Raw genomic sequence first — 13437 nt, 5'->3', positions numbered from 1 at the left:
CAAGATCGCCGGCGCCAACGCGCCACCCGGCCTCGATGTGGAGGTCGGCGGGCCGTGCTCGGGGAAGTGTGGCTGCTCGCCTTCTCCCGGCGGGGGCCGAAAGGGCTCCGGGGACGTCCCCGCTGGGCAGACGGCCGCCCCGCGCGGGCATTTGTTTTGACCGGAGTCCATGCGGTAGGTACGCTCAGACCTTGTGCCTGGGGTGTGCCTGGGCTCGTGTGCGTGTCCTCTGCCGCACGGCGAGTCCTGGACCGGCCACCGCAATCTGCGCCCTTTCCGCCCTGGCGGCGGGGGTCCGCAGTATTCGACACACCCGACCGCGTGGGTCGGCGACGTTCCAGGTTAGCTTCACTGACGGCACACAGAAACCGGAGAAGTAGTGCCTACGATCCAGCAGCTGGTCCGCAAGGGCCGGCAGGACAAGGTCGAGAAGAACAAGACGCCCGCACTTGAGGGTTCTCCTCAGCGCCGCGGCGTCTGCACGCGTGTGTTCACGACCACCCCGAAGAAGCCGAACTCGGCCCTCCGTAAGGTCGCGCGTGTGCGTCTGACCTCCGGCATCGAGGTCACGGCCTACATCCCGGGTGAGGGACACAACCTGCAGGAGCACTCCATCGTGCTCGTGCGTGGTGGCCGTGTGAAGGACCTGCCGGGTGTTCGTTACAAGATCATCCGCGGTTCCCTTGACACCCAGGGTGTCAAGAACCGCAAGCAGGCCCGCAGCCGCTACGGCGCCAAGAAGGAGAAGTAAGAATGCCTCGTAAGGGCCCCGCCCCGAAGCGCCCGGTCATCATCGACCCGGTTTACGGTTCTCCTCTGGTGACCTCGCTCATCAACAAGATCCTGCTCAACGGCAAGCGTTCCACCGCTGAGCGCATCGTCTACGGCGCCATGGAAGGCCTCCGCGAGAAGACCGGCGCAGACCCGGTCATCACGCTGAAGCGCGCCCTCGAGAACGTCAAGCCGTCTCTCGAGGTCAAGTCCCGCCGTGTCGGTGGCGCCACCTACCAGGTGCCGATCGAGGTCAAGCCCGGTCGTGCCGCCACCCTCGCGCTCCGCTGGGTCGTGGGTTACTCCCGCGCCCGCCGCGAGAAGACCATGACCGAGCGCCTCATGAACGAACTGCTCGACGCCTCCAACGGCCTCGGCGCTTCGGTCAAGAAGCGTGAGGACACGCACAAGATGGCCGAGTCCAACAAGGCCTTCGCGCACTACCGCTGGTAGTCGCTACCCACATCGAGACCGAGAGAAGATTGAGCCTTATGGCCACCACTTCGCTTGACCTGGCCAAGGTCCGCAACATCGGGATCATGGCCCACATCGACGCGGGCAAGACGACGACCACCGAGCGCATCCTGTTCTACACCGGTGTGAGCTACAAGATCGGTGAGGTCCACGACGGCGCTGCCACGATGGACTGGATGGAGCAGGAGCAGGAGCGCGGCATCACCATCACGTCCGCCGCGACGACCTGTCACTGGCCGCTCGAGGACGTCGACCACACCATCAACATCATCGACACCCCGGGTCACGTCGACTTCACCGTCGAGGTGGAGCGTTCGCTCCGCGTCCTCGACGGCGCCGTGACCGTGTTCGACGGTGTCGCCGGTGTGGAGCCGCAGTCCGAGACGGTGTGGCGCCAGGCCGACCGTTACGGCGTGCCGCGCATCTGCTTCGTCAACAAGCTCGACCGCACCGGTGCCGAGTTCCACCGCTGTGTCGACATGATCGTGAGCCGCCTCGGTGCGACCCCGATCGTCATGCAGCTCCCGATCGGTGCCGAGGCCGACTTCAAGGGCGTCGTCGACCTCGTTCGTATGAAGGCTCTTGTCTGGTCCGCCGAGGCCACCAAGGGCGAGATGTACGACGTCGTCGACATCCCGGCCACGCACGCCGAGGCCGCCGAGGAGTGGCGCGGCAAGCTGGTCGAGACCGTCGCCGAGAACGACGAAGAGATCATGGAGCTCTTCCTCGAGGGCCAGGAGCCCACCGAGGAGCAGCTCTACGCCGCGATCCGTCGCATCACCATTGCCTCCGGCAAGGGTGGCGACACCACGGTCACCCCGGTGTTCTGTGGCACCGCGTTCAAGAACAAGGGCGTCCAGCCCCTGCTCGACGCGGTCGTGCGCTACCTCCCCTCCCCCCTGGACGTCGAGGCCATCGAGGGCCACGACGTCAAGGACGCGGAGCAGGTCGTCTCGCGCAAGCCGTCCGAGTCCGAGCCGCTGTCGGCCCTCGCGTTCAAGATCGCGAGCGACCCGCACCTCGGCAAGCTCACCTTCATCCGGGTCTACTCGGGTCGCCTGGAGGCCGGCACCTCGGTGCTGAACTCCGTCAAGGGCAAGAAGGAGCGCATCGGCAAGATCTACCGCATGCACGCGAACAAGCGTGAGGAGATCGACGCGGTGGGCGCCGGCGACATCGTCGCCGTCATGGGCCTGAAGCAGACCACCACCGGTGAGACGCTGTGCGACGAGAAGAACCCGGTGATCCTGGAGTCCATGGACTTCCCGGCGCCGGTCATTCAGGTCGCCATCGAGCCCAAGTCCAAGGGTGACCAGGAGAAGCTGGGTGTTGCCATCCAGCGTCTCGCGGAGGAGGACCCCTCCTTCCAGGTTCACTCGGACGAGGAGACCGGCCAGACCATCATCGGTGGTATGGGCGAGCTTCACCTCGACGTCCTCGTCGACCGTATGCGCCGCGAGTTCAAGGTCGAGGCCAACGTCGGCAAGCCGCAGGTCGCCTACCGCGAGACGATCCGCAAGACCGTCGAGCGTCACGACTACACCCACAAGAAGCAGACCGGTGGTACCGGTCAGTTCGCCAAGGTGCAGATCGCGATCGAGCCGATCGAGGGCGGCGACGCCTCGTACGAGTTCGTGAACAAGGTCACCGGTGGCCGCATCCCCAAGGAGTACATCCCTTCGGTGGACGCGGGTGCGCAGGAGGCCATGCAGTTCGGCATCCTGGCCGGCTACGAGATGACCGGCGTTCGCGTCATTCTTCTCGACGGTGGCTACCACGAGGTCGACTCCTCCGAGCTCGCCTTCAAGATCGCCGGTTCGCAGGCCTTCAAGGAGGCCGCGCGCAAGGCTTCGCCCGTACTGCTCGAGCCGATGATGTCCGTCGAGGTCACCACGCCCGAGGACTACATGGGTGAGGTCATCGGCGACATCAACTCCCGCCGTGGTCAGATTCAGGCCATGGAGGAGCGCAGCGGCGCTCGCGTCGTGAAGGGCCTCGTGCCCCTCTCGGAGATGTTCGGCTACGTCGGAGACCTCCGCAGCAAGACCTCGGGTCGCGCAAGCTACTCGATGCAGTTCGACTCCTACGCCGAGGTTCCGCGGAACGTCGCCGAGGAGATCATCGCGAAGGCCAAGGGCGAGTAACTCTTCCGAGTCCACGCTTTAGGCTTGACACCATCCGCCGGGGTTCGCCCCCGACACCGAGGACCGGATCCCGGCGGAGGGCATCCCAGCAAAGATCACCTGGCGCCGATGAAGCAAGGCGTTCAGAACCACTCCAGGAGGACCCCAGTGGCGAAGGCGAAGTTCGAGCGGACTAAGCCGCACGTCAACATCGGCACCATCGGTCACATCGACCACGGTAAGACGACCCTCACGGCCGCCATTACCAAGGTGCTGCACGACGCGTACCCGGACCTGAACGAGGCCTCGGCCTTCGACCAGATCGACAAGGCTCCTGAGGAGCGCCAGCGCGGTATCACCATCTCCATCGCGCACGTCGAGTACCAGACCGAGTCGCGTCACTACGCCCACGTCGACTGCCCCGGTCACGCGGACTACATCAAGAACATGATCACGGGTGCGGCGCAGATGGACGGCGCCATCCTCGTGGTCGCGGCCACCGACGGCCCGATGCCGCAGACCAAGGAGCACGTGCTCCTGGCCCGCCAGGTCGGCGTTCCGTACATCGTCGTCGCCCTGAACAAGGCCGACATGGTGGACGACGAGGAGATCCTGGAGCTCGTCGAGCTCGAGGTGCGTGAGCTCCTCTCCGAGTACGAGTTCCCGGGCGACGACCTGCCGGTCGTCAAGGTCTCGGCGCTCAAGGCGCTCGAGGGCGACAAGGAGTGGGGCCAGTCGGTCCTGAACCTGATGGCCGCCGTCGACGAGGCGATCCCGCAGCCCGAGCGTGACGTCGACAAGCCGTTCCTGATGCCGATCGAGGACGTCTTCACGATCACCGGTCGTGGCACCGTCGTCACCGGCCGTATCGAGCGTGGTGTCCTCAAGGTCAACGAGACCGTCGACATCGTCGGTATCAAGCAGGAGAAGACCACCACCACGGTCACCGGCATCGAGATGTTCCGCAAGCTGCTCGACGAGGGCCAGGCCGGTGAGAACGTCGGTCTGCTCCTCCGTGGCATCAAGCGCGAGGACGTCGAGCGCGGCCAGGTCATCATCAAGCCCGGTTCGGTCACGCCGCACACCGAGTTCGAGGCCCAGGCCTACATCCTGTCCAAGGACGAGGGTGGCCGCCACACGCCGTTCTTCAACAACTACCGTCCGCAGTTCTACTTCCGTACGACTGACGTGACCGGTGTTGTGACCCTCCCCGAGGGCACCGAGATGGTCATGCCGGGCGACAACACCCAGATGTCCGTCCAGCTGATCCAGCCGGTCGCCATGGAAGAGGGCCTGAAGTTCGCCATCCGTGAGGGTGGCCGGACCGTGGGCGCCGGCCAGGTCACCAAGATCACCAAGTAATTCGGTGGTTTGACCTGGTAGCTCGCTGAGCTGCAAGAAGGGCCCCGCACCGTCAGGTGCGGGGCCCTTCGTCATGCGCGGCGTCCGGCGGCCGGGGCGCGGATTGGTGCGGCGGTCGAAGGCCCGCGAGCCGGGCAGGATCCAGCGCCCTAGCCCGCGGCGCTGCCCGCCGGCGGTGACCAGATCCAGGGGTGCGCGTCCGGGCCCAGGCCGACGACCGTGGCCCCCGCGGCAGTGACGTCCAGCGTGGGGGTGTCGAGCGCCACCGGCCCCGCGCCGCGCGTCAGCAACCGGTCCTCGAAGCGCAGCTGGATCCGTCCGCGCAGGTCCCTGCCCAGCAGGGCGAGCCCGTCGGGGCCGCCTGCCGCGCCGACCGGGCCGTACCCCTCGAAGGAGACCGGGGGCAGCCGTTCGCCGCCCGCGCTCAGCCGGGTCAGCTCCGGGGACGCGCTGCCGCGCGAGTCCCGGCTCGAGACCCGCTTCCACGGCCGCTCCGTTCGGTACAGCAGCTGTACGGAGCCGTCCGCGCCGGCCAGTGCCGCCGGGGTGCCGACCGCGGCCGGCAGCCGTCCGGCGGGCCGGTGGCGCAGCGGACGGCCGGGGGCCTCCTGGGTCCAGTGGTGAACGCAGTCGTGGCCCGCGCCGAAGACATGAACCCGGCCGGTGCCGTCCACCACGGTGGACAGGCCGTCCTGTATCTCTGCGGCACCGTCGAGCGTCTGCCAGCCGGCCCAGCGGCCGTCCGCGCCACGGACCCTGGTGCTCACGCCCTTGTCCGCGTTGCGCACGAACAGATGGACGCGGCCGTCGGGTGCGGTGACGGCCACCGGCACGCCGATGCGCCGCCCCCGGTCGTCGGTGTGCTCCGGATTGCCGAGGCCTCGCCAGGCGAGGAACGCGCCGCCCGCGGAGCGCTGCTCCAACAGCACGATCTCCCGGGTGTTGCTCCCGCCGTGACCGCTGATCGCGGAGAAGCGCAGGGCGAAGAGGAGCTGGCGGCCGTCCTTGAGGGCGGTCGCCCCCAGCGAGGGCGCCAGCGGGCCGCCGCCGAGGTCGTCCGGTTCGCTCCACCGGCCGCTGCCCGGCAGGGTCTCCCGCCAGCGGACCGCCCTAAGGCCCAGGACCCCGTACGCGGAGAGCCGGCCGTCGGGCTCCATGGCCACGGCGGGGCGGGCGCCCGGGTAGCGGTAGTGGGTCGAACGCACCCAGCCCTTCTTGTTGGTCAACGGGCGCCTGCCCCCGACGTTGTAGTCGCCGCAGCCGCCGCTGTTGCCGCACTCCCAGCCGGGGTCACCGCCGTACGGGACCAGGTGGGCGGCCTTCTCCTCGATCAGCCGCGGCGGCAGGTTCTTGGGCCAGTGGCGGTTGTAGTAGCCGCGGAACGAGGTGGCGACGAACGCCGGTATGCCGCCGCCGTCCCTGGTGGCGGCGGCCACCCAGCGCACCATCGCCGCCCAGCTGAACGAGGCGACGGCGGTGTGGTCGGCGTGGTCCGAGTAGCCGGGCTGTTCGCTGTCCCGCTTGCGGGTGGCCTCGTCGCTGTGCTGGATGTCCGGGTCCGGATCGAGGGTGTGGATCACGGTGGGCCGGTACCGCTCCATCAGGCCGACGAGGACGTCCGTCAGGTCGTCGTAGCCGTAGCTGTCGGCCCGGCGGACGGGGGAGCCGTCGGTGATCGCGGTCGGCACGCTCAGCGCACGGTCGTGCCAGAGGCTGGGCACGGCCGTCCAACGGCGAGGAGCGTGCATAGAGAGGTTGAGGAAGATCAGCTCGACGCGGCGGTTGCCGTCGGCCAGCGTGTTGATCTCGGCCCGCCGGTCGCCGCGGAGTGTGGCGACGCCCTTCTGCCACTCGGTGAACTTGTCGAGCCCGAGCAGGGACGCGTACGCCTGGCGCAGCCCCTGATGGCGGGCGGAGGAGTACGCCCCCTTGTCAGCGGGACCGTCCGGCCGGCCGGGTATGTGGTTGACGCCGTTGTGCTCGCCGGCGGTGACGTAGACGCACACCAGGGGGACGCCCGAGTCCAGCATCTGCTGGGCGTCCGGGTTCATGAAGTACAGGTCGTCGTCGGGGTGCGCCAGTATCTGCATCAGCTGCGCACGCCGCGAGGTGGCGATGGGCATACCGGGGGCGGGATCGGCGGTGGGACCGGTGCGGCGGGGTGCGGGCACCGAGCACGACGTGAGCGCGGCGGCACAGGCGGACGCCGTCAGGGCGGTCAGCGCGGCGACGACACTGCGCCGCCGGGGCCGGCTCACGGCAAGGCTACGCAGCCCTGACACAGCTCTCTCGTCCACTTGTGCTCCGTCCGCTTCCCCCCCGCAGCGGCCGGGCCCGTGCCCCCGTCTGCGTACTGTGATCTCCCCAGGCGCGGACAGGCTGGTCAGCAGTCCCCTCCGCGATCAACTAGACGGCGCCACAAGGGCCGGGGTTGCTCGCGGGGCGGGGGATGTGACGCACCTGTCCGGTCACACAGCGAGGTCCGGCCTGCCGTGCCGGACGGGCCGGGTGACGGGTGAGTACTCACCGGCTTCTGAGTACGGGAGCGCTGCTGCCCGGCCGAGCCGCCTGCTGGGATGAGGCCATGACGACGACCCCCTCTCCCGCCACGCAGGCCTCGGACCGCGTCACGAAGCGCCGGCGCCGCATCCTGGCACTCATCGTGGGTGGGGCGCTGACGGTGCTCCTCCTCCCGGTCATTGCTCTGTGGGGCCTGGGGATGGCGGACGGCCCGGTGCTGTCGGAGACGGAGTTCCGCGAGCATCTGCGGCACACCGAGGAAGCCGGTGAGGACGCGGTGCGGCGGCTGGGCCTCGACCCGTCATCCGTGGTCGACGGGAGGGAGACGGCCGGCGTGTCCTGCAAGGACGACCTCGGGGTCGACCCGGAGGGCGTCGTCCGCGACCAGCCGACCGTCACCTGGAAGCCCGACTTCGAGAGCCGCGCGGCGTACACGGCAGCGGTCGACACCCTCCGCCGCGAATGGTCGGCGCAGGGCCTGACGGTGGAGGACATCCCCGCCCGCGCCGCGGACGAGCCGGGAGCCGGCCTGCCGGGCGTCCGGGCCACGGACGACCACGGCGTCGCACTGTCGCTGCGCCCTGGCTGGTACTCCGACGAGCCGGAACTCGTCGCCGACGGGGGATGCGTACGGCACCGGGGACACCTGGTGGAGTGGGAGTGAGGGCGGCCCGGACCGCGGGCACGGCAACGGGCACGGCCGGCGTCTCCGGCGCCCGCGTCAGCGCAGCGTCGGCACCTCACCGTTCTGCGCCCGCCTGAGCGTCACCGCGGGCAGTCCCCGCAGCCGCTGCTGCGCAATCGCGTCGATCGCGGCCCCGTCCGGCGGGGTCGGGCCGAGACCGATCGCGTAGCGGACCGGGTCCGCGCCGAAGGGGCGTGGCCAGGCGTGGGACTCGGGGGCGAGCACGGCCAGGTCGGTCAGCAGGGCCCGCATCCGGCCGCGGACCCGGCCCTCGTCCTCGGCGCGCGCGGTCACGACCGCCCAGGCCGCGTGGCGGCGGTGCAGCGGGGGAGGGGCGAGCAGTGGTTCGGCGGGGGAGCGGGACTCCAAGAGCTCCCAGGCGCGGAACAGTTCCTGCGAGAACAGGTCCCGCATGCCTGCCGTGACCTGCTCCGAGCAGGGACGCACCGGCTCTGTCGGGGTCCAGACCGTGACCGGGAGGTCCGGTCGGGCGGGCCCGCCGACCGGCTCGTGCCAGTCCCAGGCCGCCCAGGTCGCGAAGAAGTGGCGCAGCAGTTCGTCGGGCGGCGCTTCACCGGCCTCCCGGACCGTGTGGGCGGCGAGGAGGGACCAGGCGAGGCCGGGGAGCCCGCCGCACGGGGCGGAGTCCAGGCCGCGGGCGCCGGCCCATGCCTTGACCTCCCGCGCCAGGTGAGTGAACGCCTCGCGGCGGTCGCCGACCGTGGTGAGCAGCGCGTCGGCGTCGCTCACCGCGCTCAGCGCGACGGCCGCGTCCTCACCCAACTCGACCCGGCAGGCGACCGCTTCGGCCGGGGCGACAGGGCCGGTGGCGACGACGGCCAGGTCCACGTCCAGGCCGCCGGCGTTCAGCCGCAGCCCGGGGACGCGTGCGCCGACCACCTCCCGTACGTCCGTGGCCTCGGGCAGGGCGTCCCTCAACCGGGCGCGTACATCCGCTAGTTCCGGTGTGCCGGGCAGCGCCGAGACCAGGTCCAGGTCGGCGCCCGGCAGAGCGCAGCCCATGCGCCGTGAGCCGACGACATGGACGGCCCCCTCGGGCAGCGCCTCCGCGACGCGCCGCGCCGTACGGGTCGCGTCCCCGGCCTGGCGCACGGGAGGAGCCTCGTCCGGCATCCACCGCACCTCGCCCGTGCCCAGTGCCACCGCCGCCCGTACCCGCATCGGCTCGTCGCCGCGCCGGGACAGGAGGACCAGCTCGCCCACGCGGACGGACAGTGACGCCAGCCGGCCCGCGCACTCGGCGGTCAACGGCTGCGGGTTCTTCGTCCGGCCCAGGCTCAGATGGGGAGTGAAGCCCTCCCGGCGGCCGTGGCAGCGCGGGAACCGCTGCTCCAGGGCCCGGCGCAGCTCCTGCCACGGCTCCTCCCCGGCCGCCGCCGGGTCCAGCCAGACGGTCGCGTCCTCCCGGTGCCCGAAGCTGTGCACGCCCTCGAGCCGGGCCTCGAACGGTGCGACCGCCGTCACGGCCTCGGCGAGCAGCGGGGCGGCCGCCTCGAAGTCGGACTCGGGAACGAAGCCGAAGAGCACGTTGACGTGCGGCGGCCAGCGGTGGATCTGCGGGTCGTGGTCGCGGCGGATGTTCTGCAGCGGCGGCCACAGCTCCGCGGGCGGGATCCATGCCACGGCTGTCCGCGCCGTGGGCCGTATGTCGAGAACGCCGGGAGCCGGCCCTTCGCCGACGGGGACGAGCTCGACCTCCACTCCGTAGTGGTCGGAGATGAACAGCCCTTCCGGTGTGGGAGTCCGTCCGCGCAGGACGCCGGATTCCGCCCGCAGCCCGTCGGCCCGCAGCAGCACCCGGTCCAGCCGCGACACCCGCCCCGTCAGCGACGAGACGGCGGCCAGCGGATTGGTGACCGGGTCGAACGTCGGCGTACGGTCGCCGGCTCCGTGCACATCGCTCCAGGCGTCCCGCATACCGAGGGCCGTCGTCGGTCCGTCGCCGCCGTCGTTGAAGTCGCCCACCAGGACGACGTCCCCGTCCAGGGTCGCCAAACCCTCCGCGATGCGCGCCAGTTCGGCGTCCCGCCGGGCCGCGCCGTCCTCGGAGTGGTCGCTGCTGAGGTGCGTCGCGGCGACCGTGACCGGCCCGCCGTCGGTTTCGACGACAAGAGCGGTCACCGCCTTGTGCGGGCCGAGGACATGATGGCCGACCTCCCGAACGGGCAGTCGGCTGAGCAGCAGCAGCCCGCACTCGTCGACGTCCCGCCCCGCGGGGTCCGTGCCCAGCGTGTAGCCGCGTCGCACCCAGGGCGCCCGCAGCAGCAGGGTGAGGAGCGAGGGCTCCACCTCCTGGAGGGCGATGATGTCCGCGTCCGCGTCGCGGAGGGCGTCGACGAGCAGCGGTCTGCGCAGCGCGGTGTCGATGCGGTCGCTGTCGTAGCGGTCCCAGAGCGTGTTCCAGGTCAGTACGCGCAGACGTCCCGGCGCACCCTTGGGTGTCCGCGCGGGCACCCAGCCGTCCTTCTCCCAGATGTGCGGCGTCCGTGCGGTGAAGAACGGGGCACGCAGCCGCCGTGCCTCCCGTACCCGCCCGGCGTCGGTGTCGTCGATGCGGTCCACGCCGGTGGACCGGTCCCAGACGACCTCGCCGTCCGCCTCGAAGAACAGGACCCGGTGCCACGGAATCTCGCCGCCGGGCACGAACGCGGACAGCGGTACCCGCTTGGGCGCGGCACCGCGCTGCAGGACGCCGATCACGAAGCGGGCCGGGTCGAACCGTGCGTCCCAGCGCACCCGGTGGTAGATCTCGTCGCTCGTACGCACCGGTCAGACCTCTTCCTCGACGGTTCCGCTCGTCCCGATGTACCAGGTGCGGTGGGCCTCGCCCGGGTACGGCGGGCCGAAGCGGTGCAGCTGGGTGGTGAGCACCTGTGGCGGAACGGGGTGCTCGCGACGCTCGTTGCGCCCGGTCAGCTCGTCCTCGTCGACGAGGACGACGGCATGGGTGACCAGGGCGTCGCGGCGCCGGGCGACCGTGTGCACCAGCGAGCGCTGCTGCCGGTTGAGGGACGTGGCGTCCCATACCACGGTGCCGCCCGCGGCGAGCGCCGCGTCGAGCCGGTCCAGGCCCGCGCGCAGGATGTCGCCGTTGGCCTTCTGGTCGGCCCGGGAGCCGCGGGCCTCGCGCAGGTCGTCGAGGCAGATGTACGCATCCACCCCGGCCAGCCCGCGGGCGAAGGTGCTCTTCCCGCTGCCCGACGGGCCGACCATCAGGATCAGCCGCGGAAAGTCGCCGGACCGCCAGCGCCAGGTCGCGGCGACGGCCTCCTCGACGGTGCCGATCCGCCCCTGGGCATATGCCTCGCGTGCTTCGGCGCGGCAGCGGTCGGCGGCATCCGGTGTCAGACCGGCGAACGCGTCCCGCAGCCCGGCGTCGTCCAGCCCGCCGATGTCCTCGGCGTGCAGCGACGACCACGCCACCTGCTCGCGTGCCTCTTCCGTGGACGCCGTCGCACGGGCGACGGCGTGCAGCACGCCGAGGTCGGCGGCGTGGGACAGCCGCACCAGACCGGCCCGCCTGCTCTCGTCCGGGTACGGCCGGTGCAGCGCCGGATGCAGCCCGACGAGGTCCGCGACGCGCCGCGCGAGCGGCATCCCGAGCGGGGAGGCGAGCCTTGCTGCCAGCGCGGCCCGGCGATGGCGGTGCAGCATCGCGGCCAGGACGCCCGCGAGCCGGTCGTCGCCGGTCCGCCCGCCCAGGTCCAGCCCGGCGACGGCCTCGGCGTCCCCGTCGGCGATGCCGACGGCACGGCCGAGCGCCTTCACGTCGGGCGCGGCACCGGACCGTACGTCCCACAGGGCGGCCCCCGGCCCGAGCCCGTTCTCGACGACGGCCGCGTGCATCCAGTGGGTATCGGTCTGCACATGCCCGGCCCGCACCCACTTGGCGGCCCGCTGCCCAAACTCCTCCGCCATGAAGCCGTCGACGCTCCGGACGACGAACCCCTCCTGCCGGCCGAGGTCCAGCTGCAGTCGCCGCAGCGCCCGCTCGTCGAACTCGCCGCGCCACAGCACGCGCGGCACAGGAATCCCGAGGTCGCGCAGAAGCCGCACGGTCCGGTCCCAGTCGAGGCACCAGCCGAGCTCGTCCCACACGGAGAACCCGTAGAAGTAGCTGTCCAGATCGTCGTACGCAATCGAATGCCGGGCGAACATGTTCTCCCCGCACACCCGCCAGCCCTCTGGAATGTGATGCCCGATCCGCCCCTGGAGGGCCTTCACCCATGTCCGCGAGGGATGATGCGCCGAGTCGAGCGAACGGGCATGCAGCCCGTCGCGGTAGAGGGTGGTGTTCTCGCCGTCGAGCTTCTCGGTGACGACGACTTCGCGGCCCCGCAGCCCTGCCAGGTCGGTGACCCGGACATCGTCGACGGTCGCACCGGGCGACCACGGCAGATGCCGGGTCCGTGGATAGTGCGTACGCATGACGAATCGGGCCCCCGTGTCGAATGGCTGTCCTGCCACTGTAGGAGCGGCGAGTCACGGCCTTCGACCGAATATCGCCCGGTGGCGGCGGCCGTGGGACGCGTACGTTGCCCGGACCGCTCCCGTCCCGCGACGGCGTTCACCCGCGGGGGTGAGGCGGGCCCTGTGCTGTGACGCCGGAACGGTCCGGCGACCGTACCGTCCCCGTATGAAACCCAAGGCCGGGCGGGCGCTGACGTTCATCATGGTTCTGCTCACGGTGACGACAGGGATGATCGAGGCGGTCTCGTTCCTCGTGCTCGGTCCGGTCTTCGCGGCCGTTCAGACCGGCAGTCTGCTGCTGCTCGGGTTCGCTGTCGCCGGGACCGCCGGCATCTCGATCGCCGCGACGGCGGCTTCCCTGGCGGGCTTCGCGATCGGGGCGGTCGGTGGCTCGCGGGCCGAGTCGGCGATCGACGCCCTGGGCCGGCGCTGGTTCATCGCCGCCCTGGTGGGGGAGGGCCTCTTGCTGAGCGCGTCCGCATTCGTGGTCTGGCGCATCGGCATCGAGCGCCCCGGCGGCCCGGTGGACGCGCGCCACCTCGCGGCGATCGGCATGGTGGCCTGTGCCATGGGTGTGCGTAACGTGACGGCGCTGCGGGTGAACGTGCCGGGCGCCTCCACGACGGTGGTGACCACGGCCCTGACCGGACTGCTCGTCGTGCTCCACCCGCTGGCGGCCGACAACCGGGTCGGCTCGGGCACCGGGGTGGAGTTGCGGCGGCTTTCGTCGATCCTCGCCATGTTCTTCGGCGCCCTGTTCGGCGCGTGGCTGCTGGACCGGTCGGTCCATCCGGCCGTGGTGCTGGCCGTCCCGGCGGGGCTCGTCCTCGCACTGGGCCTGGGCCTGTCGGCGCTGCCCCGGGAGCGGACGTCGGTGCCGGGGTGAGGGCGGCCGGGCGGCGCCCTCGGCCAGCCGGGGGCATTCGCGGAACTCGCACCGATGGCCGAGAACGCCGAAGGGGCGGCGTACGCCGACGCGGTGTCGGAGTGCGCCGCCCTCGGGCGGGACGA

9 protein-coding genes are annotated in these 13437 nt (G+C 71.0%); 6 read left to right on the top strand and 3 right to left on the bottom strand.

The genetic code is table 11. From position 1 onward, the window contains the following. The first annotated feature begins 379 nt into the window (after positions 1-379). The 4 genes from rpsL to tuf all read left to right on the top strand — a co-directional run bounded on the left by rpsL (position 380) and on the right by tuf (position 4730). Positions 380-751, top strand: a complete 372-nt coding sequence (gene rpsL, locus ABZ070_RS09515; protein ID WP_003948652.1) for a 30S ribosomal protein S12 — start codon at positions 380-382, stop codon at positions 749-751. 2 nt (positions 752-753) lie between these two features. Further along, positions 754-1224: a 30S ribosomal protein S7 gene (rpsG, locus tag ABZ070_RS09510; RefSeq protein WP_147987673.1), complete on the top strand. Its 471-nt coding sequence runs from the start codon at positions 754-756 to the stop codon at positions 1222-1224. A gap of 38 nt (positions 1225-1262) precedes the next feature. Next, positions 1263-3389, top strand: a complete 2127-nt coding sequence (gene fusA / locus ABZ070_RS09505) for an elongation factor G (protein ID WP_356631683.1) — start codon at positions 1263-1265, stop codon at positions 3387-3389. Between the two features lie 147 nt (positions 3390-3536). After that, a complete protein-coding gene (gene tuf, locus ABZ070_RS09500) occupies positions 3537-4730 on the top strand; it encodes an elongation factor Tu (protein ID WP_356631681.1) in 1194 nt (397 codons plus the stop codon). Between the two features lie 149 nt (positions 4731-4879). Here tuf and ABZ070_RS09495 read toward each other — a convergent pair whose 3' ends face one another. Beyond that, positions 4880-6988 (bottom strand): PIG-L family deacetylase, encoded by a 2109-nt coding sequence (locus tag ABZ070_RS09495; RefSeq protein WP_356631679.1) that lies wholly within the window; start codon positions 6986-6988, stop codon positions 4880-4882. A 326-nt stretch (positions 6989-7314) separates the two neighbouring features. Here ABZ070_RS09495 and ABZ070_RS09490 point away from each other — a divergent pair, with 326 nt between their 5' ends. Beyond that, positions 7315-7914, top strand: coding sequence for a hypothetical protein (locus ABZ070_RS09490; RefSeq protein ID WP_356631677.1), 600 nt, complete (start codon positions 7315-7317; stop codon positions 7912-7914). Positions 7915-7971: 57 nt separating this feature from the next. Here ABZ070_RS09490 and ABZ070_RS09485 read toward each other — a convergent pair whose 3' ends face one another. Together ABZ070_RS09485 and ABZ070_RS09480 are read right to left on the bottom strand one after the other, a co-directional pair. Beyond that, on the bottom strand, positions 7972-10722 hold the full coding sequence (locus ABZ070_RS09485) for a poly(A) polymerase (RefSeq protein ID WP_356631675.1): 2751 nt from the start codon (positions 10720-10722) through the stop codon (positions 7972-7974). Positions 10723-10725: 3 nt separating this feature from the next. Next, positions 10726-12384, bottom strand: a complete 1659-nt coding sequence (locus tag ABZ070_RS09480; RefSeq protein WP_356631673.1) for an RNA ligase family protein — start codon at positions 12382-12384, stop codon at positions 10726-10728. Between the two features lie 208 nt (positions 12385-12592). Here ABZ070_RS09480 and ABZ070_RS09475 point away from each other — a divergent pair, with 208 nt between their 5' ends. Then, the gene (locus ABZ070_RS09475; protein ID WP_356631671.1) at positions 12593-13312 is read left to right on the top strand and encodes a YoaK family protein; all 720 of its coding nucleotides are present in this window, start codon (positions 12593-12595) and stop codon (positions 13310-13312) included. The last annotated feature ends 125 nt before the right edge of the window (positions 13313-13437 follow it).

The sequence above is a fragment of the Streptomyces sp. NPDC006283 genome (assembly GCF_040613325.1).
GTDB lineage: Bacteria > Actinomycetota > Actinomycetes > Streptomycetales > Streptomycetaceae > Streptomyces.
This window is presented reverse-complemented; position numbering and strand designations above follow the sequence as displayed.